23 protein-coding genes are annotated in these 25,098 nt (G+C 58.3%); 12 read left to right on the forward strand and 11 right to left on the reverse strand.

The window, feature by feature from the left end:
• Positions 1-69 precede the first annotated feature (69 nt).
• Both ACR0C9_RS15405 and ACR0C9_RS15410 read right to left on the reverse strand, forming a co-directional pair.
• Positions 70-897 carry a cytochrome c gene (locus tag ACR0C9_RS15405; RefSeq protein ID WP_480781410.1) on the reverse strand — a complete coding sequence of 276 codons (828 nt, stop codon included), beginning with the start codon at positions 895-897 and terminating at the stop codon, positions 70-72.
• 94 nt (positions 898-991) lie between these two features.
• Positions 992-1,459 (reverse strand): c-type cytochrome, encoded by a 468-nt coding sequence (locus ACR0C9_RS15410; protein ID WP_480781411.1) that lies wholly within the window; start codon positions 1,457-1,459, stop codon positions 992-994.
• Positions 1,460-1,545: 86 nt separating this feature from the next.
• Here ACR0C9_RS15410 and ACR0C9_RS15415 point away from each other — a divergent pair, with 86 nt between their 5' ends.
• A complete protein-coding gene (locus ACR0C9_RS15415) occupies positions 1,546-2,391 on the forward strand; it encodes a LysR family transcriptional regulator (RefSeq protein ID WP_480781412.1) in 846 nt (281 codons plus the stop codon).
• A gap of 628 nt (positions 2,392-3,019) precedes the next feature.
• On the opposite strand, the gene ACR0C9_RS15420 is transcribed toward ACR0C9_RS15415, so the two are convergent.
• Entirely contained in the window at positions 3,020-4,312 is a 1,293-nt protein-coding gene (locus ACR0C9_RS15420) for a tyrosine-type recombinase/integrase (protein ID WP_480781413.1), read from the reverse strand.
• A gap of 361 nt (positions 4,313-4,673) precedes the next feature.
• Here ACR0C9_RS15420 and ACR0C9_RS15425 point away from each other — a divergent pair, with 361 nt between their 5' ends.
• The 4 genes from ACR0C9_RS15425 (at position 4,674) to ACR0C9_RS15440 (ending at position 9,182) form a co-directional block, all read left to right on the forward strand.
• On the forward strand, positions 4,674-6,083 hold the full coding sequence (locus tag ACR0C9_RS15425; protein ID WP_480781414.1) for a hypothetical protein: 1,410 nt from the start codon (positions 4,674-4,676) through the stop codon (positions 6,081-6,083).
• Positions 6,080-6,550 carry a hypothetical protein gene (locus ACR0C9_RS15430; RefSeq protein ID WP_170453250.1) on the forward strand — a complete coding sequence of 157 codons (471 nt, stop codon included), beginning with the start codon at positions 6,080-6,082 and terminating at the stop codon, positions 6,548-6,550. Before ACR0C9_RS15425 ends, ACR0C9_RS15430 begins: the two co-directional genes overlap by 4 nt.
• Before the next feature lie 66 nt (positions 6,551-6,616).
• Entirely contained in the window at positions 6,617-8,197 is a 1,581-nt protein-coding gene (locus ACR0C9_RS15435) for a phage tail sheath family protein (protein WP_480781415.1), read from the forward strand.
• Between the two features lie 226 nt (positions 8,198-8,423).
• Positions 8,424-9,182: an aspartate/glutamate racemase family protein gene (locus ACR0C9_RS15440; protein ID WP_480781416.1), complete on the forward strand. Its 759-nt coding sequence runs from the start codon at positions 8,424-8,426 to the stop codon at positions 9,180-9,182.
• A 91-nt stretch (positions 9,183-9,273) separates the two neighbouring features.
• Here ACR0C9_RS15440 and ACR0C9_RS15445 read toward each other — a convergent pair whose 3' ends face one another.
• From ACR0C9_RS15445 to ACR0C9_RS15475, 7 genes are all read right to left on the reverse strand, one after another.
• Positions 9,274-11,007, reverse strand: coding sequence for a thiamine pyrophosphate-binding protein (locus ACR0C9_RS15445; RefSeq protein ID WP_480781417.1), 1,734 nt, complete (start codon positions 11,005-11,007; stop codon positions 9,274-9,276).
• A 68-nt stretch (positions 11,008-11,075) separates the two neighbouring features.
• Complete coding sequence (locus ACR0C9_RS15450; RefSeq protein WP_170624182.1) at positions 11,076-12,200, reverse strand: enolase C-terminal domain-like protein; 1,125 nt, start codon at positions 12,198-12,200, stop codon at positions 11,076-11,078.
• A gap of 41 nt (positions 12,201-12,241) precedes the next feature.
• Positions 12,242-12,676: a universal stress protein gene (locus ACR0C9_RS15455; protein WP_170453254.1), complete on the reverse strand. Its 435-nt coding sequence runs from the start codon at positions 12,674-12,676 to the stop codon at positions 12,242-12,244.
• Positions 12,677-12,724: 48 nt separating this feature from the next.
• Complete coding sequence (locus ACR0C9_RS15460; RefSeq protein WP_170453255.1) at positions 12,725-14,038, reverse strand: TRAP transporter large permease subunit; 1,314 nt, start codon at positions 14,036-14,038, stop codon at positions 12,725-12,727.
• A gap of 5 nt (positions 14,039-14,043) precedes the next feature.
• Complete coding sequence (locus ACR0C9_RS15465) at positions 14,044-14,571, reverse strand: TRAP transporter small permease subunit (protein ID WP_170453256.1); 528 nt, start codon at positions 14,569-14,571, stop codon at positions 14,044-14,046.
• A gap of 101 nt (positions 14,572-14,672) precedes the next feature.
• Entirely contained in the window at positions 14,673-15,653 is a 981-nt protein-coding gene (locus ACR0C9_RS15470) for a TRAP transporter substrate-binding protein (protein WP_170453257.1), read from the reverse strand.
• A 56-nt stretch (positions 15,654-15,709) separates the two neighbouring features.
• Positions 15,710-16,960 carry an NAD(P)/FAD-dependent oxidoreductase gene (locus ACR0C9_RS15475; RefSeq protein WP_170522015.1) on the reverse strand — a complete coding sequence of 417 codons (1,251 nt, stop codon included), beginning with the start codon at positions 16,958-16,960 and terminating at the stop codon, positions 15,710-15,712.
• 138 nt (positions 16,961-17,098) lie between these two features.
• On the opposite strand from ACR0C9_RS15475, the gene ACR0C9_RS15480 reads away from it, so the two are divergent.
• From ACR0C9_RS15480 to ACR0C9_RS15510, 7 genes are all read left to right on the forward strand, one after another.
• Positions 17,099-17,797, forward strand: coding sequence for a GntR family transcriptional regulator (locus ACR0C9_RS15480; RefSeq protein WP_170624190.1), 699 nt, complete (start codon positions 17,099-17,101; stop codon positions 17,795-17,797).
• Positions 17,798-17,866: 69 nt separating this feature from the next.
• Positions 17,867-18,985 (forward strand): acetoin utilization protein AcuC, encoded by a 1,119-nt coding sequence (locus tag ACR0C9_RS15485; RefSeq protein ID WP_480781418.1) that lies wholly within the window; start codon positions 17,867-17,869, stop codon positions 18,983-18,985.
• A 130-nt stretch (positions 18,986-19,115) separates the two neighbouring features.
• Positions 19,116-20,075, forward strand: a complete 960-nt coding sequence (locus ACR0C9_RS15490; protein WP_480781419.1) for a dihydrodipicolinate synthase family protein — start codon at positions 19,116-19,118, stop codon at positions 20,073-20,075.
• Entirely contained in the window at positions 20,066-20,998 is a 933-nt protein-coding gene (locus tag ACR0C9_RS15495; RefSeq protein WP_170453262.1) for a 4-hydroxyproline epimerase, read from the forward strand. The genes ACR0C9_RS15490 and ACR0C9_RS15495 overlap by 10 nt, the downstream gene beginning before the upstream one ends.
• A gap of 23 nt (positions 20,999-21,021) precedes the next feature.
• Positions 21,022-22,272 (forward strand): NAD(P)/FAD-dependent oxidoreductase, encoded by a 1,251-nt coding sequence (locus ACR0C9_RS15500; protein WP_170453263.1) that lies wholly within the window; start codon positions 21,022-21,024, stop codon positions 22,270-22,272.
• Positions 22,273-22,287: 15 nt separating this feature from the next.
• Entirely contained in the window at positions 22,288-23,313 is a 1,026-nt protein-coding gene (locus tag ACR0C9_RS15505) for a trans-3-hydroxy-L-proline dehydratase (protein WP_480781420.1), read from the forward strand.
• A 45-nt stretch (positions 23,314-23,358) separates the two neighbouring features.
• Positions 23,359-24,036, forward strand: coding sequence for a GntR family transcriptional regulator (locus tag ACR0C9_RS15510; RefSeq protein ID WP_170624202.1), 678 nt, complete (start codon positions 23,359-23,361; stop codon positions 24,034-24,036).
• 24 nt (positions 24,037-24,060) lie between these two features.
• On the opposite strand, the gene ACR0C9_RS15515 is transcribed toward ACR0C9_RS15510, so the two are convergent.
• The gene (locus ACR0C9_RS15515; RefSeq protein WP_170624204.1) at positions 24,061-24,573 is read right to left on the reverse strand and encodes a hypothetical protein; all 513 of its coding nucleotides are present in this window, start codon (positions 24,571-24,573) and stop codon (positions 24,061-24,063) included.
• Positions 24,574-25,098 lie beyond the last annotated feature (525 nt).

Consider the following 25,098-nt stretch of genomic DNA (forward strand, 5'->3'; position numbering starts at 1 on the left):
AGGCCTCACAGCCTCCTACTGGCGACCGGCAACAGCATTTGGTCCCCGCAGCATGGCGCCGAACGACTGTTACTCGGATGGAAGCCCTGTCGACGAAACAGGAACAGCTTTGAGATAGGCGGCAATCGCCAAACGGTCTTCATCCGTGAGGCGCGATGTGTTCTCGATGACGTCCACCATCTCACCACCTGCGCTGTCATAATCCGGCGTGAAACCGGATTTCAGGTACTCGGCGATGTCAGCCTCGGACCAATCAAGCTGGTCTGAGGTCAGGCCGGGGATACGTCCCTTTCCGCTGGGGTTTGGCGCTCCCGTCAACCAAAGGTTGCGCTTCATACCCCCTAAGCCGTTGCGTGGCGTATGGCATTCGGCGCAGTGACCCAACGCCTCCACCAGATACCGGCCTTGCCTTTGTTGGTTGGTCAGATCACCTTCGACCACCCAATCTGGCGAGGTGAACAAGAGCTTCCATACCCCCAATCCGCGCCGAACGTTGAAGGGAAAACCTACCTCATGCGCCGCATTTTCGGCTGAATCCTCTGGCAGAGTGCCGAGGAAGGCATGGAGCGAAACAACGTCCTCGTCCGACATGTTGGCGTAAGATGTATAAGGAAAAGCTGGAAAATAGTGCTGCCCTTCGGGTCCGGTTCCATGGATCAGGGCATTGGCCAGATCCAGGGCAGACCAGGACCCGATTCCATTGTTTGGGTCACTGGATATGTTGGGAGCAATGAATGTGCCGAAATCCGTCTCAAACCGACGACCACCAGCGAGTATGAGCTTGTCTTCACCGACCGCATCCGGCGCCGAATGACACGATGCGCATCCGGCGGCGTGGAACACGATTTCACCTCTGGCGATATCTGGGTTCAAACCGTCGAGTTGAGACTGATCCATTCTTTGCGGTCGGGTCAGCACTAAACCGGCCAACCCGACCACAAGTGCAACGAAAGCGGTGAAAAAGAAAAACCGCTTCACGGCTGTCTGCCATTTATTCTTTCGGTGCTCTGTAAGCTTTGTGACATGCCGAACAGCTTCCACCAAGATCGCCCATAGCCGCTTTCAGGGCTTCAACATCTTGCCCTGCTGCAGCCTGCATCGCAACAGCGGCGTCTGCCATGGCCTGCCCTTTCGCACCAACGTCAGAGAAGTTTTCCCAGATCGCAGGTAGCGCTCGGGAGGACGGATCGGACACATTGTCAGATCCCTGGGGCCACATCGAGGATTGGTCGATCTGCGTTAGCACAACAAGGTTGTTTGCGGCCCGTGTTGCTGCCTCGGCATCATATTCCACCTCGCCTTTGGCCATGCCGCCAAGTGTACCAAGATTGAAGGCGTAGAGTTGCATGATTGAGGTTCGAGCTTTCACAGCAGGGTTTTCACTTTCGTGGGCGATGGCTGTGCCAATTGCGGCCAACGACAAAAGACCCGCCGCGAAGATTGAGAACTGCTTCATCATGATGTGTCTCCCTGTTCAATGCTCCGAATGTTATCCTGTACGAATTTTCTTGTAATTGTTTGTTATTGATCGTCACTTGTTAATTAATGAACAACGATAACTGGGATGATATTCGATACGCGCTAGCCGTAAGCAAATACGGTTCGTTGAACGCGGCGGCGACGGCCATGGGCGTCACGCATGCTACAGTCTTGCGCAGGGTGGCCGCATTCGAAGAGCGCAATGGCTGCCGGATTTTTCAGAAAAGCCCGTCAGGGTATTCGGTTCTGCCCGAAGCCAGTGCAATCTTTTTGGCCATGGAAAGCGTTGAAGAAGCGGTGCTTTCGGTGGAGCGGGCGGTTGTCGGAGCCAATCGTTCCCCAATGGGTCAGGTGCGCATTACATCGACCGATAGTCTTTGTCAGGTTGTTCTCCCTCGCATCATAAACGAGATCTCAGTCCTTTACCCGGGTTTGAAACTGACTCTGCTAAGCCAGAACAGCCACCATGATCTTTCCCGACTGACAGCAGACATTGCTGTGCGCCCATCGATAAAGCTAGGGGAAGGGCTGATCGGGCAGCGCGCGGGAACGCTGTCATTTGGCGTCTTTGACGATGGTTGCCCCAATCGCAAGTGGATGAGGCTTGACGGAGCGTTGAGCCGTTCACTCCCAGCTAAATGGCTAGCGGAGAATGTGGACTCAGACGAAATGACCAACGGAGCAGACAGTTTTCTGGTGCTACAGCAGATGGCCGCCTCAGGAGCGGGCAAAACCTTTCTGCCGTCATTTTTTGGCGACGTGGATACTCGCCTTAAACGGTCGAAGGACGTGAATCCTAAGATCGAGGTTCCACTGTGGGTCGCGACGCTAGAAGAAATCGCCCAAACTCCAAGGTTTGCCGTTGTTCAGAAGGCGTTGGTTGAACGCATTTCAGAAGCGCTAGCTAAGTGATTTCATGCAACAGAAACATTCGAGTTCTTACATTTTTGACTTTCCAAATTTGCAAATCCCAGTCGGAAATGTCCGCTTTGGGTTGAACTGCGGTCCTTTGGAGAAAAATGCGGATGGCAGCAATGTCCCGCTCACCAGTCATTTGCCGCTTGGTGAAGGGCTCCTGGAACGCGCGACACTCGACCAGTTACGTGAGCTCAGACTGAATTGTGAACGAAGCCAGCTCGCAACTCATCGTTCCAGACATCGATGCCAACCGCCCATCATTGGACAGGGCAACTGGGCGGCGCTTAAACGTACTCAGCCTTTTAGAGGGCAATAAGATTTAAGATTCTGGTGGTGCGCCACGGTACTTGGCTTTGTTAGCGATCACCTCGTCCTGGGCCTGGCGCAAACGTAGATGAAGGACTTCTTTATACCAGTAAGGTGTTCGACTTCTGGGCGGCGCAGTATGCGGTCATTAATGGTCATAGGGTTACTCCGTTCTGTCTGCGACCATCGAAGTCCATAGAGGCGCATTCTCGCAATGCACTGTTGGAGATGTCCGCCAAAAGCAATGCTGACGGAGCCTTTTTACAAATTAAAAACAGTTTTTTAACCCAAATCGTGTGGGCTGTTGTGGGGTCGTTTAGCGAGTAATCCTGTTCTGAGGAAACGGCAGGATATCCGCGAAAAGGCTAGCGCCAGCAAGAAAGCTAGCCCAGTCTTCCATCATATGGCGTCGCCGTTCGATCAACTCTGCTCGCTGATATGAGCGCTCGACTTCTGTTCCTACTCGATGCGCCAGCGCCATTTCCGCCATTTCGCGATCATAACCTTTTTCGGCCGCCCAAGAACGCGCAGTTGATCTTAGGCCATGAGGTACCGCAGGCCGAAAGCTGGTTCGATCAAGGTAGGTGGCACCTACATTTGGTCCGGTGTTTTGCTGAACCTCAGTCGCACGTTTCTGAGCCCTCTCGTGCATTCGTCGCATTACCGCCGAAAGGCTCATATCGGACAGCATGCCACCTCTCGGAGCAAAGAATACGAACGGCGAACCTTCAAGGCGTGGTAACTCAGATAGCAATTCGATGGCCACTTTGCTCAAAGGTACAATATGCTCTTGCCGGGCTTTCATTCGCGCAGCCGGGATCCTCCAAATCTCTTTCTCAAAGTAAATTTCATCCCAAGTGGCACCTCTGACTTCACCTGATCGTGCCCAGGTCAGAGCCAAAAACCTCAGTGCTTGTGCCGACATTCCTTCTCTGACGCGCAAGTCCTGCCACCATTCGTGAGCTTCGGACAATTGCAATGCAGGTTGATTTGTTACTTCCGCGACGCTTGAAATCTTCGGCATCAACATGCTGAGATTTCCAGCCCACGTTGCAGGATTTGGACCGCTTCTCCACTTGCGAACGGTCGCCAGAGCTAGGACAGCCTCAATGCGGCCGCGCAATCGGCTGGCAGTTTCTGTTTTGACTTCCCAGATAGGTTCAAGAACGGAGAGGATGTCTTCGACCCCAATTTCGTCGACTCTCATATTTCCAAGCTTAGGAAAGGCATATTGCGTTAGTGTGTTCTCCCATTGCTGAATGTGCTTGGCGTTGCTCAGCTCAGCTCGCTTCTTCTGAATGGTCAGATCTGCCACATACGCAAACGTTGGGATCGCTTTGGAGGCGCGCTTCTCTTCAATTGGATCCCTACCTTCTCTGGCGATCCGCCTGTTTTCCGATGCCTTCAATCTGGCTTCGGACAAAGAAACCAGAGGATAAGAACCCAAGCCGAGGTCGCGGCGCTTACCTCTGATGACGATCCGTTGACCCCAGCGCTTGTTTCCATTTCCGGCAACAACGAGCATCAGTCCTTCACCGTCGTTATATTTCCCAGCTTCTTTGACACTCGAGCAAAAAGCTGCGGTTAGTCCCTTGGCACGCTTAGGCAAGACAATCACCTCTCATTTATGTGGGCTTCGCCATAAAACCCCACATCAACCACAGGAATAATCTAGACGTCACTGGACAAACATGGAATACTTTTCATTGTAAAATAAGGACTAACGGATCAACAAGGAAAGCTGTGGAACATAGTATGGCGGTCTTCGTCTCCGCCACTACATCAAGCCCATTGTCTTGGTTTGGCTGAACCGCCGGTAGTACGACCTTACCCAATATCCAAAAACACCTGAAACGTTGACAGGGGTCGCGTTCGATCGTCATTTAGGGAAGCATGGCACCAAGCTTCGACCAATCGACTTAACCCTCAACGCTTCGCGGTGCGAAAGGGTCGCGAGAAGGGAGAACGTTATGCGACTTCCGAACGTTGACGTCATTCTGGATGATATCGGCCCGATCCCGGAGGCACATGCGCGTTACCTTGCGTGGATCACGGCCAATCTCGGTCAGAACCGGGCCGAGAACAGCCATATGTCGCCATTCCCAACCGGCCGGGCGACCGTTCACGCGTGCGAATGCGACTACCTGATTGCGTATCAGAACGGCTCGGCTTTGGCGTTGCAACGTCTGCGGGAGCGCCTGCCCGAAGTTATGCACAAACTCTATGGCCAAAGCATCGAACTGCCTGAAGTTTTCGTCTTTGTAGGCGAGGCGCGCAATGGGTTTTCCGTGCTTGAACGCAATGGCTGCCATGCGGTGAAGATTGATTTTCGCACGGCTATGACCCTGACTCTGACCCAATTTCTGCTTGGTGTTTCCGGGGGTAACCCTCAGCTCAGGCAACTGGCGACATGGCTGATCCTGTCGGTCGTTCTATCGAAGAACCGTGTGTTTGACCCGGTCCTGATGCAGCTTGCTCATGAGGCCCGGGCGATGGACCAGCGCGTTTTTGAGGACCTGGTGGGCAGCGTCGCCAATCTGATCCTTCTGCACGAGATCGGCCATGTGCTGTTCGACCAACTGCCAAAGGGTTTTGCGCAGGTGATCTATCAATTCGTCGACATTCCCGGTGCGGATCAAGGCCAAAGAATTGGTGCGGCGTCAGCAGCAATTGGGGCACCACCCACTGAAAGAACGCAGCCGGTGGACGCGCACGCGCGTTTGATCCTGCTCCCGGAACTGGCGCGCTGGAACCCGGAAATCACCGCCGATTGCTTCAGCGTTTTCGGGCATTTCGCATGTCTGCTTGAGGTCTATAACGGTCAGCCTCGGATTGCCATCGAGGCTATCTGCGATTCATTCCTGGGCTGGAACCTGACCTTCTTTGGCCTTTGGTCGATGCAGCAAGTACAATCCGAGGCGATGGGGCTTGGACCGGGGACAACCCCCGAAACGGCCAGCCATCCGGATGGGCTGACCCGCTGCGATATCATGCTGTTCTACATCAATCATATTATGGCGCGGGTTGTTCCCGACTATCGCAGCCCGGCTTTGGGGCGGTCCGTGCGCGCCTATCAAAACCTTTGGTCCGCCGATATGCATCAATCGCTAAGGGCCCTGCGCACCTATCTGCTGGTCACACCCGAGGCGTTTGAAACCTTCCGGGACGGTCTGTTGCGAACCGTTTTATCCGGGTGCCTCTATGATGAATTCAAGCAGGTCGGCAGCGCCCAGCGATTGACCAACAACCTACGTGAAATCGAAGGGAAATGGACCGCCTTTCACACGGCCAACCACCTGAACGGGCAGCCGGTCTTTCTTGACCTCGCGCAGCAGTTTGGCGCGCTTGACCTGAAATTCATTTCGGAGGACCGCGTATGAGTTACGATCCAACACTTGTATCAGCAATTGCCCAAGCGGATCAGGGCGGAGATCTGGACGATGTCAGGGCCTTGCTTGATCCTGACCGCCCCAATGAAGAAGAGAACTTTCTGGGCGGGCTCACGCCGGATCTGGCCGCGATCCTTGCGTTTTGTGTCGCCGTCGGGACCATCAGCGGTGCCGCCAAAAGTATTGCCGACATGATCGGGCTGGCCAACAAGGCCGCAAAATGGGCAAAATCCTTGCGCGGCGAGAAACCGGTAAAGGCCGAACTGACGCTTCGGGAACGCACGCTTGCATTGCTGTTTGAGGCCACAACAAACCGGCGCGAGGGGCTGTCTGCCAAAACACTGCAAACCATTCTTGGATGCTCACACGCGGATCTGGACGAAGCCCTGACCGCGCTTGAACACAGCGGCGTTGCCCGCAAGTCCCTGCAAGGCAACTGGAAGTTTTCGTCCCGCTGATGTCCCGGACCGGCGGCGCCGGACAACGCCGCCGTCAGAACCCCGCGAACCGATTGGATCTCTGTCATGCCAGAATATCTTGCCCCCGGTGTTTTCGTTGAAGAAGTCAGCCGGGGCCCAAGGCCCGTCGAAGGTGTTGAAACCAGTACCACGGCCATGATCGGTGAAACCGAACGCGGACCGCTGAGGCCGCCCCTGATCACGTCGTACCGGGAGTACCTGCGTGTGTTTGGCGATGTGTTCGCCGAAGACCGCTTTGTACCATTCAGCGTCAAAGCGTTTTTCGACAATGGCGGGCAGCGTTGCGTGGTCTGCCGGGTCGTCGGAGATGGCGCGGAAACGGCCCATATCGACGCGGCCGGATACCGTCTGAGCGCAAGCGGCCCCGGTCAATTCGGCAACGCCATCTGGGTCCGCATCCTGCCGTCGAGCGCACAGAAGCGCGGTGCAGACGGGCCAGTGCCCATCGGATTTCGGCTGCAGGTCGCATATTTCGGACACGGGTTTTCCGGCGACCTATTCGATCCTTTCGACGACTCCAAACGCAAACCCCGGCCCGTTCTGGTCGAAGACTTCGATGACCTGTCGCTGGATACGAACAGCGATGATTTCTGGCGCAAGAAACTCTCGGAAAACCCATCTGCGCTGATCACGCTCGATCTGTCCGATCAGGCTGAAACACCTGCCGGTCTGGTGTTCAGCGGCGCTTTGAAAGGGGGGCAGGAGGGTAAAAGACCTACCGCCGCCCAGTTCGCAGGCAGGACCGACGCGGCAGGGGCGGTGATCACAGACCCGACCAACTATCGCGGCCTCGCGGCGCTGGAGCGTGATGCATATCAGTCTGTCGCGATTGTCCATGCGCCGGGTATCGGAAACGACACGCTGCCCGAGATTACGATACAGGATGAAGTCATCGCACATTGCGAACGCAATCGTTTTCGGTTTGCAGTGCTCGATACGCCGCGCGGCGTGAAAGATTTGCGGTCCGACGCGCTGTCTCCGCGCAATCGGCGCGCGTCTGACTGTGCGGCGATCTATTACCCTTGGATTGTCGCGGCGCATCCGCAGACAGGTGACAAAGTTCTTGTTCCTCCGGGTGGTGCCGTATGTGGCATCTATGCCCGCATGGATGCCACGCGTGGCGTCTGGAAAGCACCGGCTGGTGTAGCCATCAACAGGGCCTTGGATGTCGAATTCGATCTGAACGCCAACCAACTGGACGTGCTGAACCGGGCCGGCGTCAACTGCATTCGCCAGTTTCCAGACCGCGGGATTTGCGTCTGGGGCGCACGCACGCTGTCCTCGGATCCGGAATGGCGATACGTGCCTGTCCGCCGGTTCTTTATCTTTCTGGAAGCCTCCATTTCCCGCTCGCTCCAATGGGCGGTGTTCGAACCAAATGACGAAAAGCTCTGGTCCAGTGTCGCGCAGGTTGTCGGGAATTTCCTGGGCACCCAATGGCGCGCAGGCGCTTTGCTAGGCACTAGAGAATCCGAGGCTTATTTCGTATCGTTGGGTCGGGACACGATGACCGAGGCAGATATCTCAAACGGTCGGTTGGTGATGCAGATCGGGGTCGCGCCGCTGCGGCCAGCCGAGTTTGTGATCATCCGGATATCGCAGAAAACCAGTGACGCACGAGAATAGGCGAAATACGGGCTGACAGACGGCACGACCCAATGCCGGAGTTCAAGTTTCGAGTGGTGTTCTCGGAAACCAGCAAAGCATAGAAGTCCGGCTACATGGCACTCAGACGCGGAAATCTGGACGACGACTGTCGCAGCACATGACAAACACGCCATTCAAGGTTGACTTAATGATGCGCTGTATACAGAACGGTGTTCAACATTGTTTGACGTTTGGCGAGGCGAAAATGCACAACTTGCGCGGTGGCAAAACGGTGTTCGGAGCCAATCTGGGAATCCTGATGCTGGAAACTCAGTTTCCGCGCATTCCGGGGGATATTGGCAACGCGACCACATGGCCCTTTCCCGTGCAATACCGCGTGGTCCGCAGTGCGACGCCTGACAAGGTTGTGCGCAACGACGCCCGCGAGCTGGTTGATCTGTTCATCGACGCCGCAAAAGAGTTGGTTGCAACAGGCTGCGACGGCATCACCACCAATTGCGGGTTTCTGTCCATCGTACAGGATCAATTGGCCGAGGCGGTTCCAGTTCCGGTCGCCACCTCGTCGCTGATGCAAATACCTATGGTTCAGGCGATGCTGCCGCCCGGAAAACGACCGGGCATTCTGACGATCTCGAAGGAAACCCTGACACCCGCGCATTTGCAGGCCGCGAATGTCCCGCTGGATACGCCGATTGTCGGAACCGAAGGCGGTCGGGTCTTTACCCGCGATATTCTGGGTGACGCGCCCGAGATCGACTTTGCCGCCTGCCGCGAAGACATGCGCGATGCTGCGCGGCAATTGGTGACCGAGCATGAGGATATCGGCGCGATCATTCTGGAATGCACGAACATGACACCCTACGCGGCGGATGTGCGCAAACTGACCGGCCTGCCGGTGTTTTCGATCTATACTTTTCTTCGCTGGTTCCATCAGGCGCTTGTACCTGATCGCTTTCCCGTTGATCTGGATGATCCGCTGCTTGGTTTGGCGGGCCGGTCCTGATCCGCTCCAGCAAAGAAAAATCCCTGGGCTGCGAACAAAGCCGGGGGGTTCTTTGTTGAAGAGGTCGGGCACAATGACCCAACGGGCTAGATCAATAGAAATGCGGCAGGTTCTTCGCCCGCGCAGCGCGCACCCAGTTCGGGACAAACGGGATGATTTTATCCTGTGAGGGAACCATCATCTCGATGAAGTTTGCACCGGAGTTGGCGATGGCCTCGGACAAGATCGGCTCGATATCGTCTTCGGACTTGATCTGAGCGGTCTTAAAGCCAAAACCCTCGGCCACTTTGCAATAGTCGACACGCCCGAAATCCGTCGACCACGGCTCATTCACGTCATCCAGCAGGATGGCCTCGCCCCGGATCCAGCCGAAGCTGTCGTTGCGGGTCAGGATGACGGTGATGTTCTTGCCGCTGCGCTTCAACGTTTCCATGTCACCGATGACAAATCCAAAAGACCCGTCGCCGGTGAACGAAATAACCGGCCCGTCATTGGCATAGATCGCACCGAGCCCCGCAGGCACCGAATAGCCCAGCGCCCCCATCGAATAGTTGGTGATATAGCGCCGCCCCGGCTTACGGAAGGTCAGCAGAGCCGATGGGTAGATCGCGCTGACACCCGGCTCGGAGGTGACAACCGCGTTGTCCGGCATGATCCGATCAAGTGCCTGAGACAGTTTGACAGGCGAGATTGTACCTTCGGGCATCGGGATGTTCGAATTAAACACCTTGTCCAGCGCCGTCTTCTTGATCGGGTTCAGATCGATCTTCGGGCGGTTCAGGTTGGGGTGATCGGCTTTGATCAGCACATTCATGTATTCCAGCGTCGCGCGGGCATCCCCGACCAGACCGACTTTGACGGGGAAGTTGTTGCCGACATGCGCCTCGGCAATATCCAGATGCAGGAAGGTCTTGGTCTTGGGATCGCCATACAGCTTCCAGTGATCGGTCGCGGCGCTGTCCGTGTTCGAGCCGATGAAGAAGATCGTATCGGCGTCGTGCACATATTGGTTGGAATACTCCATGCCGCCACGCCCGCCGATCACGCGCAGGGCAAGCGGGTGATCCTCGGGGATGGTACCCTTGCCGGGTGTGGTGGTCCCGACCGGGATTTGCAGCAGTTCAGCCAGTTCCAGGATCGCCTCGGACGCCTTTGAAATCAGCCCGCCCTGCCCCACAACAATCGCCGGTTTCTCGGCTGCCAGCAGCACATCGATCGCCGCGCGGATTTTCGAGTGATCGGCCACCGGGCGATGCGCCGGATAGGTGCTGTATTCGGGTTCGGCATAAAGATCGTTGATCTCGGCCTCTTCCCCGAAGATGTTGATCGGAACGCGGATATGCACCGGCGCCGGACGCCCCGAGGTTGCCACGCGGAAGGCCCGGCGCATCAGGAACGGGATTTCCCTGGCATTGGTCAGCACAAAGCTTTCCTTGCAGATGCTGTCATACAGCTTGGTCTGATCGACCCCGGTCAGCCCGTGCTTTTTGTCCTGATTGATCGGGATGTCCGAGCTGAAATAGATCACCGGAACCGAGCTCAGATACGCCTCGGTAATACCCGGCGTACAGTGAGTTACACCGGGGCTTGGCGCTTCCAGCACGCAAGGACGTCCGGTGATCTTGGCATAGGACTCGGCCGCGTAGGATGCGGTACGTTCGTCGCGGGTCAGCACAAACTCGATATTCGAGTGTTCGCGCCACTCTTTGTACCACCCGATTGTGGTTTCCCCGGGCAGGCCGAATACGTGGCTTACACCGTGCAGTTCGAGCATCTTGAGAATGATCTGAGCGCCGTTCATGCGCTGGGTGTCAGCATCGGTCATTGGTTTGAACCTTTCTCAGCCGGATTTTTGCGCACAGATCTGTATACAATAAATCCGCAGGTTTTTAGTTACGTCAGTGTTTCGGCGACGGCGTATTTCGCCAGTTTGTCAGGATCGACCGCAACGCCCAGCCCCGGCCCGTCCGGTACGTGAACGCGCCCGTTCTTGACGGGGAACGGCTGGGTCAGGATGTCGTCAGCGGCATAGTAGGTGGCCATGTAGAATTCACATTGCAGCACCAGATCAGGCACAGCCGCCATCAGATGCGCACCGGCGGCATGGGCCAGACCGGTTTCGAACATGCAGCCGCCATAGATTTCAATCCCGGCGGCACGGGCAATTGCGGCCACCTCAAGCGCGCGGCGAATGCCGCCCGATTTCATGATCTTCAGCGAGAAAATATCGGCAATCCGGTTCTGCGCGCCATAGAGCGCACCTTTGGGATCAAACACGCTTTCATCGGCCATGATCGGCGTGTCGATGGCATGAGTGATATGGGCCAGCGCCTCACGCTCGTGCATTTTGACCGGCTGTTCGACAAAGGTCGGGCGGAAGGCTTCCAGATCGCGGATGCAACGCACCGCGTCATAGGCCAGCAGACCCTGATTGTAGTCGATGCGGATATCGACTTCATCGCCGTAAATCTCGCGAAGTTTCTCGACACGCATTACATCGAACTTGTGATCGGCAAAGCCGGTCTTGAACTTGAAGATGCGCACGCCGTCGTCCCACATGGCGGCAATGTCATCCAGATCGGCGTCGAAATCCGGGTTGGCGACCGAAAAGCTCATCCCCATACTGTCGCGCATCTTGCCGCCGACCAGTTCGCAAACGGACAGGCCTGTGATCTGCCCGGTGATGTCCAGCAGCGCCATTTCCAACGCCGCCTTGGCCTCGGGATGGCCGACCAGCACCTTTTCGGCCATGTTCATGTGTTTCTCGACCTGCACCGGGTCCTGACCGATCAGATGCGGGCGCAGATGCACGTGCAGCGCGGCGGCGTTGCCTTCGGCTGTGCCGGTAAACACGGGCCAGGGCGAGGCTTCACCCCATCCGGTGATCCCGGTGTCCGTGACAAGTTCCAGAATGGCCACGTTGATACCTGCAACATCGCCCGAACCGTGGGAATGCACGGCCTTGGCAGGGATCAGAATGCGGTGAACCCGCAGGGCTTCGATTTTGTGATCGCTCACGGTCGTCTCCGTGTGAGAGTTTTTTTCGGGTTATTCGTGTCTTAGCGCGGGCGCACGACCATCACGCTGCACCCGGCATAGCGGGCGACGCGGGCCGCATTCGGACCGATCAGCAGATCAGTGACCGACGGTTTGCTGGCACCGATCACCACAAAACCGGCGGACAGCGTGTCGGCATGTTCGATCAGTTTTTCATAGACAACACCGCGCAGCACCTGACTGTCATGGACCACGCCCTGCCAGTCAAAACCGGCGGCATAGGCCTGAAGATCGCGCACGGCGTCATCGACAACCTGTTGATGCATATCCGCCGGGATATAGTTCTGCGCGTAAGAGTTTTCCTGATCCGGGATCACGAAAACAACCTCGACCGCATGATCGTGGGCCTTGGCCAGCAGGATCGCCTCGTGGATCACTGCGGCGTCGCTGTCCTTGTGGACAAGGTCCACGGCTGCCAGAATTTTCGGTTTCGTCATGGTTTGGCACCTCTTGGGTGGCTATCGGTAAATCGGGGGGCGGGCCGGTTATCGGCCCGCTGAACTCACCATGCTGTCCGGCAGATAGGTCGCCAGTTCCGGGAAGCCGATCATGATGAAGACCATCACGACCATGATCAGGAACAGCGGCAACGCGGTCTTGGCGATATAGCCCATCTCGTGCCGGGTGATCCCCTGCATCACGAACAGGTTGAAGCCAATCGGCGGCGTGATCTGCGCCATTTCGACGACAATCACGATGAAGATGCCGAACCAGATCAGATCGATGCCTGCGCCTTCGACCATCGGCTGCACAATCGCCATGGTCAGCACCACCGAAGAGATACCGTCCAGGAACATACCCAACACGATGTAGAACAGCATCAGGGCGATCAGCAGTGAGAACCGCGACAACTCAAGCCCTTCGATGAATTCGGCCAGGGCGCGCGGCAGGCCGGTGAACCCCATGGCCAGCGTCAGGGCGATGGCGCCCATCAGGATGAAGGCAATCATGGCCGAGGTGCGCGTGGCCCCCAGTAGGCTTTCGATAAAGGCCTGTTTGGTCAGGGATCCCTGCATCGCGGCCAGTGCAAATGCGCCTAGCACACCGATGGCCGCAGCCTCGGTCGCGGTGGCAAAACCGCCATACATCGACCCGATGACCACCAGGATCAGCAGGATGATCGGGATCAGGAACCGGCTTTCATTCAGCTTCTGCCCAAATGTCATGCGGTCGGCAATCTCGGGCACTTCGGACCGGCGCACAAAGGACCAGCCGGCGACATAGGCCATGAACAGACCGGCCAGAACGATGCCCGGCAGGATACCCGCCATGAACAGCTTCGAAATCGACTGTTCGACCGCCACGCCATAAACGATCAGCGTCAGCGAGGGCGGGATCATCAGGCCCAGCGTGGCCGCACCGGTCAGCGTGCCGATGATCATGTATTCGGGATAGCCGCGTTTGCGCAGTTCCGGGATCGACATTTTACCAACTGTGGTCAGCGTCGCAGCGGACGACCCCGACACGGCGGCGAAGATGGTGCAGCCGACGATGTTCACATGGACCAGACCGCCCGGCATCCGCTGCATCCAGGGGCTGAGGCCGCGGAACATGTCCTGCGACAATCGACTTCGGAACAGGATTTCACCCATCCAGATGAACAGCGGCAGCGCGGTCAGGGTCCAGCTGGACGAGCCGGTCCAGATCCGCGTCAGCATCGCATCGCCAGCCGGGCGCGAGGTGAACATTTCAAGCCCCAGATAGGCCACGCCAAACAGCGCCAGCGCCACCCAAACCCCGGTTCCCAGCAACAGGAACAGGGCGAACAGGAAAATGGTAACGAGATAGACTTCTTCCATCAGGCTTACTCCGCGTGTGCGTCGACCGCAGAGGATCGCATGTTGTCTTCCCCGGTCACGAGGATGGTGATCAGGTTGTCGATCGCGCAGATCGCCAGCAGAACGGTTCCAATGACCATGGACATCTGCGGAATCCAGATGGGCCAGGCGTCCTGCCCCTGGCTGATGTCATTGAAGCGGTAGCTTTCGTACGTCAGCTTGATTGCGTAACGGGCGAACAGGAAGGTCAGATAGCTGGCAATGGCCCAGCACCAGATCTCGCCTAACCTTCGGAACCGGCCCAGCGCATTCAGCAACAGGCTGACACGAATATGGGCCCCGCCGTTCAGCGCATACGGCAGCGCCAAGAATGAGGCCGCAGCCATGCAATAGCCAGTGAAGTCCGGTGCACCCGTGATGATTTCACCACCCCAGCGCGACACCATCTGCAGGGTCACGAAGAATAGGATCAGTATCAGAAAGCACGCGGCAAGATAGCCTGCAAAGCGATAGATCACATCCAGCGTTTTGCGCAGTGTTGAGAAGATCGCCATAGCGGGTCCCCCGTTAGGCAGGCATGGCGATCAGGTCGACCATGCCGGTCGTAAGATACCCCCGGCGGCCACGGCCGCCGGGAAAGAACGCACGGTTGTTTTTATTGTGCAGCTTTAAAATCGTTGACGATTTTCTGACCAGGCTCACCAGCAGCTTCCAGCCATTCTGCGGTCATGGTTTCACCAATCGCACGCAGTTCGGCGGCCAGTTCTTCGCTTGCCGGGCCTGTGGTCATGCCGTTTTTGCCCAGCTCGTTCACCGTGAATTCGGTGTACTGGATCGAGCGCCAGTCGCCCGCGTACTCGGCCGCCACGGCGCAGCCGTTCATAACAGCCTTGGTAGCGTCATCCAAACCGTTCCAGGCGTCCAGATTGACCAGCATGTAGTTGCGGGGCATCCAGGCGTCGACGCCATAATAGTGCGACAGGCTTTCCCAGACCTTGCGGTCGTAGCCGGTCGAACCAGACGATACCATCCCCTGCGCCACACCGGTGGCAAAGGCCTGGCTGATTTCAGCCGCCTCGATCTGCACCGGCAGCATACCGGCCAATTCCGCCATACGGGCCGAAGCCGAGTTATAGGCGCGGAACTTCAGACCTTCCGCATCTGCCAGAGTGTTGACCTCACGGTCGAAATACAGGCCCTGCCCCGGCCACGGTACCGAATACAGCAGGTGCAGATTCTGTTCTGCCAGCAACTCGGACAGCGGTTCTTTGGCGAACTCCCACAGCTTCTCCGAGTCCTCGAAAGACGTCGCCAGGAAGGGTACCGAGTCAAAGCCAAACAGCGCGTTTTCGTTCTGGTGGCCGGACAGCAGACGCTCACCAATATTGACCTGACCGGTCTGGATCGCGCGCTTGATTTCGGCCCCCGCATACAGCGAACCGCCCGGATGGGTCTGGATCGTCAGCGCACCGCTTGTCCCTTCGGTCACGCATTCCGCGAAAACGGCACCCGTTACCGAATGGAAGTTCGTGGCCGAATAGGCCATCGGCAGGTCCCAGGTTTCCGCCGACACTGCCGCCGCAGAGGCCGTGATCACGCCGATGCTGGCAGCCAGTTTGGTAAGTGTTTTTGACATGTTTGTCTCCCTTGTTGACTTTTGTGCCCCTTCAGGGGGCGTCGTTGAAGTTTGGTTCAGAACCGCATTGGATCGTACACGCCCAAATCGATATTGGTACGGTCTTTTGTAATCAGCCCCGCAAGTATCCGCCCGGTCTTGGGCCCGGCGGTGAGGCCGATGTGATGATGCCCAAACCCGGCCAGCACGCCGGTTTTGCCGATCTCACCAATCAGCGGCAGGCTGTCTGATGGCGCGGGCCGGTGGCCCAGCCAGGTCTTTTCGCTTTCGAATGTGAGGTTCGGAAAGCTTTCCTGAACCTTGCGTTTCAGCAGGGCGATGGGGGCATCGGACGGCCCGGCCTCAAGCCCGCCAAACTCGACAATACCGGCACAGCGCAACCGGCCTTCCATCGGGGTCGCGACAAACTTGCCGGTTGTCACCATCAGCGGGGTCGACGGGCCGTTTTCCGGCAGTACGAATTCCATATGATAGCCGCGCTCGGTTTCCAGCGGCACGGACAGGCCCAGTTTGCGGGCCAGAGGCTTTGACCAGACGCCCGTCGCCAGAACCACCTTGCTGCAGGGCAATGTGCCGTCCTTGGTGACGACCGCCGACACGGACCCATCGGTCAGTTCGAAATCGACAACTTCGGCCTGACGGAAAACAGCGCCCAGCTTTTCCGCCTCGGCCGCCAGCGCGGCGATATAGGCACCGGGATCGCGGCTGTAGCCATGGTCGCGCATGACGGCCAGCAGGTTCAGATCTTTGGACAGGTTCGGCTCGAACTCGTGAACCGCGCCGCCTTCCAGCACCTCGGGCTCGAACCCGGCCACCTTGCGCAGCGCCCAGGTATAGCTGTCGGCCTCGAACGCCGCACGGGTCGGATAGACAAAGCTGTAATCCGAGGTTTGCACCCAATCCGCCGCACCGGTGTCACTGGTCAGCGCCTGATGCTGCTCCACCGAGTCGCTGGTCAATGGTGTCAGGCCAGCCGCGATCCGCCGGGTGTCGCTGTCATTGGCATGCGACATGTATTTCAGCAGCCACGGCATCAGCTTGGGCAGATAGGACCAGCGCAGAAACAGGGGAAAGTTCGGGTCCAGCGCCATCTTGGGGCCCTTGCGCATCAGCCCCGGTGCGGTCACCGGTGCCACGGAACACGCGGCCAGCACCCCGGCATTCCCATAAGATGTCGCGTTTGGGTCACCCGGCGGGTTGCGATCAACAACCGTCACCTCAACACCTTTGCGTCGCAGCCAGATCGCGGTCGAGACACCAACAATGCCCGCCCCAACAACTACAACCTGTTCTTCCTTGGTCGTCATGTGCCCTCAACTTGCCGGGAATCGCTTGAAATGGGCGATATGCCGATCTGTATACAGGATTGTAGATTTCTGTGAAGTCTAATGTTTATTATGGGGCAGTCTTTGGTAAAAGACGTCCAACCGTATGGCAGGAGATCCATGTCCAAATCCGAAGGCAATGTCGAACGCGCCTACCAGGCCCTGCGCCGGATGGCAGTCAACTTCGAGTTCAAGCCGGGTGAACGGCTGAACGAAACGTCGCTGACCAAGCGGCTGGACATCAGCCGGACGCCCTTGCGCGAGGCGCTCAACAGGCTGGTGGCCGAAGGGTTTCTGACCTTTTCGCTGGGCAAGGGGTTTTTCTGCCGCCCGCTGACACCAGAGAAAGTACTGGAACTGTACCAACTGCGCTGCGCGCTTGAGACCGAGGCGCTGCTGCGCACCATCGGCGGGGCCGAGGATCAGCAGATCGACGCGGTCATTGCCTATCTGGACGAGGTCGAAAAATCCTATTCCGTCTGCCACGATCTGGATGAGCTTCTGCGCATGGATGAAGAGTTCCACATCAAGCTGGCAGCGCTTTCCGGCAACCAAGAGTTGCTGAAGCTGCTGCACAACGTCAATGAGCGCATCCGCTATGTCCGCATCGTCAACCTGCGGCTGCTGCGGGACCGGCGCGAGAACGCCGAGACGGACCAGACCTCGATGTCGGCGCATCGGATTATTCTGGATGCGGTAAAGGCGCGCGACGTGGATCGGGCGGTGTCTGCCCTGCGCGGCCATATCGAGCGGCGCAGTGAACAAACGGTCGAACTGGTGCGGGTCGCCTATTCCCAACTCTACGTGCCGGATTTCTGATCGCGTGGGGTGTTGTGGCGATAACCCGATAGCCTTTTCGAGGAGACCCGCCGCGCTAACTACGCCGTCATGACAGCGCGTTTCATCGGCTCGGAAATCTATCGCCACTCAACTTATGGCACATGGCATCCGCTCAGGATCCCTCGGGTCTCGACCGTCATGGACCTGTCGCGTGCCCTGGGCTGGTTGCCGGACGCGCAGTATATCCGCTCGCCCCGGGCTAAACCCTGGGCGCTTACGGCGTGGCATGACCCGGACTATATCGAGGCCCTGCAACAGGCTGAGCATCTGCAAGCCGTCACCCCGGACCAAAAAACCCGGTTCAACATCGGGACAATCTCGAACCCGATATTCACCGAGATGTTCCGCCGTCCTGCCACAGCCGCCGGAGGCTCGATCCTGGCTGGCGAACTGTTGGCAAACGGTGGCGTGATCTACAATCCCGCGGGTGGAACCCATCACGGGATGCCGGATCGGGCCAATGGGTTCTGCTATCTCAACGATCCGGTGCTTGCGATGCTCAGCCTGCGCGCGCATGGGGTGCGGCGGCTGGCCTATGTCGATATCGACGCACATCATCCCGATGGGGTCGAGGTCGGCTTTGGCGGCGATCCCGATTGCCTGATGATCTCGGTCCACGAACAGAACCTGTGGCCCAAGACCGGCAAGTTGGAGGATGACGCAGGCGGCAACGCCCTGAATCTTCCCGTGCCGCGCGGCTTCCATGATGACGAAATGGCACTGGTGCGCGCCCGGTTGATCCTGCCTGCTGTTGCCGCGTTCCGCCCCGATGCGATCATCCTGCAATGCGGCGCGGACGCGGTCGAGGATGACCCGCTGGCGCATCTGTCGCTGTCCAACAACGCCCATTGGGATGTTCTGCGCGGCCTTACCGGGCTGGCACCACGCCTGTTGGTGCTGGGCGGAGGCGGCTACAACCCGTGGACCGTCGGCCGCCTTTGGACAGGTGTATGGGGCATTCTGGCCGGGCACGACATACCCGATCATCTGCCTGACGCAGCCCAGGCCGTGCTGCGTCAGCTCAGCTTTCGCGGCAGGACACGCAAGCAGGTCCCCAAGGCAGAATGGCTTACGACCTTGCAAGACGCACCGCGCAACGGAGTGATCTCGGATACCGTCCGAGAAAGGGTCGATTTTCTGGCAAGTCGTTTGCGGGCTTGGGTGTAAGTCGGCGGCCATTTGCCCAAACCCCTTGGGCCTTTCGCAGGAAAACAACAGATTTCTAGATTCTGGATCCAATATCCAGTATGAATGCCGGGAATCCAACTGACCCACCGCCATTGAAAGATACCCTGCGATGACCAAATCCATCTTCTCGGGCACCATGCCCGCCCTGATGACCCCCTGCACAGCGGACCGGACACCCGACTACGACGCCCTTGTGCGCAAGGGGAAAGAGATGATCTCGGCAGGCATGTCCGCCGTGGTCTATTGCGGCTCGATGGGCGATTGGCCCCTGCTGACCGATGCCGAGCGTATGGAAGGGGTCGAACGGCTGGCCTCTGCCGATATCCCGGTTGTTGTGGGCACCGGCGCGATCAATTCGAAATCCGCGGTTGCCCACGCCGCCCACGCGCAGAAAGTGGGGGCCGTTGGCCTGATGGTGATCCCGCGTGTGCTGTCGCGGGGGTCCTCCATGGCTGCGCAGAAAAACCACTTCAAGGCGATCCTCAGGGCCGCGCCGGATGTGCCCGCGATCATCTACAACAGCCCGGTCTACGGTTTTGCCACCAAGGCTGATCTGTTCTTTGCCCTACGCGCCGAACACCCCAACCTCGTCGGGTTCAAAGAGTTCGGAGGCAAGGACGATCTGCGCTATGCCGCCGAGCACATCACCTCACAAGACGATCAGGTGACCCTGATGGTGGGCGTCGATACCGAGGTCTATCATGGTTTCGTCAACTGCGGTGCGACCGGGGCCATCACCGGCATCGGTACCGCCCTGCCGAAAGAGGCGTTGCTGCTGGCGGCCCTGGCTCAGAAAGCCGCCGAAGGTCATGCCGAAGCCCGGATGCGCGCGCGTGAGTTGGAAGAGGCATTTGGCGTTCTGGCCAGCTTTGATGAGGGCACCGATCTGGTGCTCTATTACAAGCACCTGTTGGTGTTAAACGGTGAAGAGGAATACCGCCTGCATTTCAATGAAACTGACGCGCTGACGGACGCACAGCGAAACTATTGCGAACAGCAATATGACCTGTTCCGCAACTGGTTCGCCGATTGGTCCAAACAGGGCGGGGTTATCGCTGAATGCATGTGATCGACAGCCATACCGGCGGAATGCCCACGCGGGTGATCCTCGACAACGCGCCGGATCTGGGCACCGGCCCGCTGGCCGAGCGCGCGCAGCGGCTGGCGACCGAGCATGAGGCGTTCTACAAATCCGTCCTGCTGGAACCGCGTGGACAGCCCGGCATGGTTGCAGCCCTTCTGGTGCCGCCGGTCAATCCCGACTGCGTCACCGGCGTCATCTATTTCGATGCCGACGCGGTGTTGGGCATGTGCGGGCACGGCACCATCGGGCTGGGCGTCACGCTGGCCCATCTGGGCCGGATCACACCTGGCACAAGCAAGATCGAGACCCCTGCGGGCGTCATTACAATCGACCTCCACGACGCGAACACCGTGAGCGTGACCAATGTCGAAAGCCGTAGGGTGCGCAAATCGGTCACCGTGAAGACCGCCCAATACAGACCAGTCACCGGCGATGTCGCCTATGGCGGCAATTGGTTCTTCATCGTCGACCCAAGCCCGATCCCCGTCGCCCCCGAAAATATCCGCGCGCTGACAGATATGACGATCGCCATTCGCGAGGCCTGCATCGCGCAATCCGTGGGCGGTGAGGGCGGAGAGCCCGTGGATCATGTCATCTTTCAGGATGCCGCAGCTACGCCCGGCGTTCACAGCCGGAATTTCGTTCTGTGCCCCGATGACAACTATGACCGTTCGCCCTGTGGCACCGGCAGTTCCGCGCGTCTGGCCTGTCTTGCGGCAGATGGTCTGCTGGCCCCTGGTGCCGAGATTGTGCAGCACAGCGTCATCGGCAGCCCCTACCGCCTGTCCTATCAGCCCGGCCCAAATGGCGGCGTCATCCCTACTCTGACCGGGCAGGCCCATATCATGGCAGACAGCACGCTCGTCTTCGCCGAGAATGACCCCTTCAAACTGGGTATCCCGATCTGACACGCCTGAAACGGACAGCACAAATGCCGCCTGAAGACCCAATTGACATCGTCATCGTCGGAGCCGGGATCATCGGCATCAGCATCGCGCTGGAACTGCAACGGCGCGGGCGCGATGTTCTGGTGCTGGACCGTGAAGGGGTCGCCGCAGGCGCATCGCAAGGCAATGCCGGGGCCTTCGCCTTTGCCGAGATCGAGCCGCTGGCCAAGCCGGGCATCATGCGCGAGGCACCGAAATGGCTGCTCGATCCCCTTGGGCCGCTTTCGGTGCCCCCGTCCTACGCGCCGCAGATCGCGCCCTGGATGCTGCGCTTTTGGCGATCTAGCTGGAAGGATCGCTATCGCGCGTCGCTGGCGGCGCAGGGGGCGCTGATGAAGCACTGCCGCCTGGCGACCGAACGCCAAATCGCCGAGGTCGATGGCGAAGCGATGATACAGCGCGACGGTCAGTTGCAACTTTATGAAGGGGTCGCGCAATTCCGCGCCAGTCAATCCGCCTGGACCCTGCGGCGCGATCATGGGGTGGATTTCGATCTGCTCCACAGCCCCGAGGCGATTGCCGAGATACAACCCGGTCTGAGCCGCCGCTTCACCCATGCCGGATTCACGCCGCATTGGATGAACACAAGGGACCCGAAAGCCTGGACCGAACATCTCGCCACACAATTTCAGGCACGCGGCGGGCGAATTGATGTGCAGCCCGTGTCATCGGTAACGCAGCAAGGGGAACGGGTTGTTCTGGAAACCCCGTCGGGGCAAGTTCACGCCCGACATCTGGTGATTTCAGCTGGCGCGTGGTCTCATATTCTGGCCCGGCAGCTGGGGGACATAATCCCCCTGGAAACCGAGCGGGGGTATAACACGACCCTACCACAGGGTGCGTTCGATCTGCGCACGCATCTGACCTTCAGCGGCCATGGGTTTGTGGCGACGCGCATAAATGGCGGCGTGCGCGTGGGCGGCGCGGTCGAGCTTGGCGGATTGTCCCTGAAACCGAATTTCAAACGGGCCGACACCCTGTTGGCAAAAGCGGGCCAGTTCCTGCCCGACCTCGATATCAGTGGCGGCACGCAATGGATGGGGTTCCGCCCCTCATTGCCAGACAGCCTGCCGGTCATCGACCGCGCGCCCAAGGCCCCGCGGGTTCACTATGCATTTGGCCATGGCCATCTCGGGCTGACCCAATCCGCCGGAACGGCCGAGCTTGTGGCGGATCTGGTGATGGATGCCAAACCCGCAATCGACCTGTCCCCCTTTTCTGCAACGCGGTTCTGACCCCGGAGGCCCAAGATGCGCAGCACAAAAACGATCCATGTGATCTCTGCCCATGCCGAGGGTGAGGTTGGCGACGTCATTGTCGGCGGCGTCGCACCTCCGCCCAGAGATACGCTTTGGGACCAACGCACATTCATCGCGCAGGATCAGACGCTCAGGAATTTTGTCCTGAACGAACCGCGCGGCGGAGTGTTTCGTCACGTGAACCTGCTGGTGCCCCCGAAACACCCCGACGCCGATGCCGCCTTTATCATCATGGAGCCCGAGGACACGCCCCCCATGTCCGGGTCGAACTCGATCTGCGTGGCAACGGTTTTGCTGGATTCGGGTATCCTGCCGATGCAGGAACCGGAAACCCACCTGACGCTCGAAGCGCCGGGCGGTCTGGTGCAGGTTCGGGCGGAATGCCGGGATGGGAAAACACAGCGCATCTTCGTGCAGAACCTGCCCAGCTTTGCCGATCAGATCGCGGTTTCGCTGGATGTTCCGGGGGTTGGCACGATAACGGTCGATACAGCCTATGGCGGTGACAGTTTTGTCGTCGTTGACGCGAAGGATCTTGGATTTGAAATCATCGAAAGCAAAGCCAAGGAACTTGCCCAATTGGGCGTCAGGATCACCAACGCAGCCAATGAACAGCTTGGGTTCAACCATCCTGATAACCCGGATTGGACCCATATATCCTTTTGCGCCTTCTGTGGCCCGTTAAGCGAAACGGAAACCGGTTTGGCGGGCAAATCCGCCGTCGCCATCCAACCGGGCAAGATCGACCGGTCCCCCACAGGCACGGCGGTCTCGGCCCGCATGGCCCTGATGCTGGCGAAAGGTCAGATGAAACCGGGCCAGACATTCGACGCGCAATCCATCATCGGGTCGCGCTTTACCGGCAGAATTCTTGGCACCACCAAGGTCGCAGGGCGCAATGCAATTCTCCCCGAGATCAGCGGGCGCGGCTGGATCACCGGGGTTCATCAACACATGCTCGACCCCGAGGACCCCTGGCCGGGTGGCTATCGACTGTCAGATACGTGGGGCGCGTGACGATGCCGTCGATTGCCACCAACGCCAATCAAAAAAGGACCTGACATGCCTGGGACCCGCGCAATCACCAAGAAAAGCCTGCCGGACATCATCACAGATGACCTGCGGGAACGCATTCTGAACGGCGAACTGGCCGAGGGCGAAACCATCCGGCAAGAGGCTTTGGCCGAAGAATACGACGTTTCACGCATGCCCATCCGCGAGGCCCTGAAACGGCTGAACGCCGAGGGGTTGGTGAAATGGTCCACCAATCGCGGTGGTTCGGTCATCAAGCATTCTCTGACGGAAATTGGCGAGATATTCGACCTGCGCACCCTGATCGAAGTGGACCTGTTCCGCCGCTCCATTCCAAATATGACCCAAATGGATTTCGCGCGCTGCGCCGAGATATTGGACCGGATGGACGCCTCCTTCGATCAGAATGACGTCGGCAAATGGGGTATTCTGAACCACCAATACCACTCGGCCCTTTATGCAGGCGCCGACAGGCAACTGACGCGCGACATGCTCGACCGGATCAACACGCAAGCGGACCGATACATCCGCATGCATCTGAGCGTGATGAAGCAAAGGGAACCCGCAAAAATCGAGCATCACCAGCTTCTGTCTTTGGCCCGGTCCGGCGATGTAGACGCGGCTTGTGAGCTGTTGAAAACCCATATTCAGCGAACCAGGGACCAAATTCTGGAACTCATTGCTTCAAAGCGGAAGCGTTCCCTCTGACCTTTCAGACAGACGGTTTGCGGATTACCGCCTTGCGGCCTTCAAACCGTCCAGATAGGCGCGCTTTGCCGCCGCCACGTCTTCGTCGGTCATGGTTGATCGGTTCAGTTCCAGAAAATACTCTGCCGCTCCGTCAGGCTGAACATTCAGGTTGTTGACGGGCAACAGATCATCGGACCTGACATTCAGCATCGACAGCGCCTTGGTTACGGGGAACAGGCGATCATCAAGCCCGGACACGTTGAGGCGCACGACGTCCGCACGGGGTGATACAGCCCCCTCTACCCGGTTTACCACACCGTCAAGATCCGCAGCTTGTCGCAGACGCTCGCTATATTCCACAAGGTCTTGCCGGATCCTGTCCGCGCGGATGTTCTGCCAATAGACACTGCGCACCCAGTCGCTGGCGTTTCTGGTCGTGAAGAACAGGGTGATACGCGCAGTACCATTCGAAAACCGGTCGATTTCATCGACCAGAGTTTCTGCCAGGACATGAGTCTGAGAATAAGTCCACACATCCTTGCGCCCCGGAATCATCCCGGCAAACTCCTCGCTGCTGATAAGCAGAGGTGTGTCTGACCGCCCGTCGAAAGGCTCAAGAGCATGCCGAACCCTTTGGCGGAATTTCCTGAGGACTTGGTCCTTTTGAACAAGGGAATAACGCCGCGCAGAAAACCCTGCTTCCTTCAGATCGCAGGGAATTAGAACGTTCAGTCGATCCTCCAACAGGGACCGGTTCCTGAACAACATCGTTTGCAGGGTTCTGGTGCCTGTTTTGTGAAACCCCTGATGGATCACGACCTTCAAAATGCGACTTTCAGCTTGCTTCGGTTACGCGTGCAATATTCCGCGAACAAAGCTGATTTGTCGAATGCAATGCGCGTCGATATGGAACCGTGCGTTTCTTGGAAAGCGCGGGTGCGCCGGAACAACACAGCCTTCATTGGCATTAGATTCTGGTGCTAGGGGATTTTCGATCGTAAGAGAGATATGGGCTTTTACTAGGTTTGGCGGTGACCTACTCTCCCGGGGCTTAAGCCCAAGTACCATTGGCGCGGCAGT

This window comes from Ruegeria sp. C12 (genome assembly GCF_056537745.1).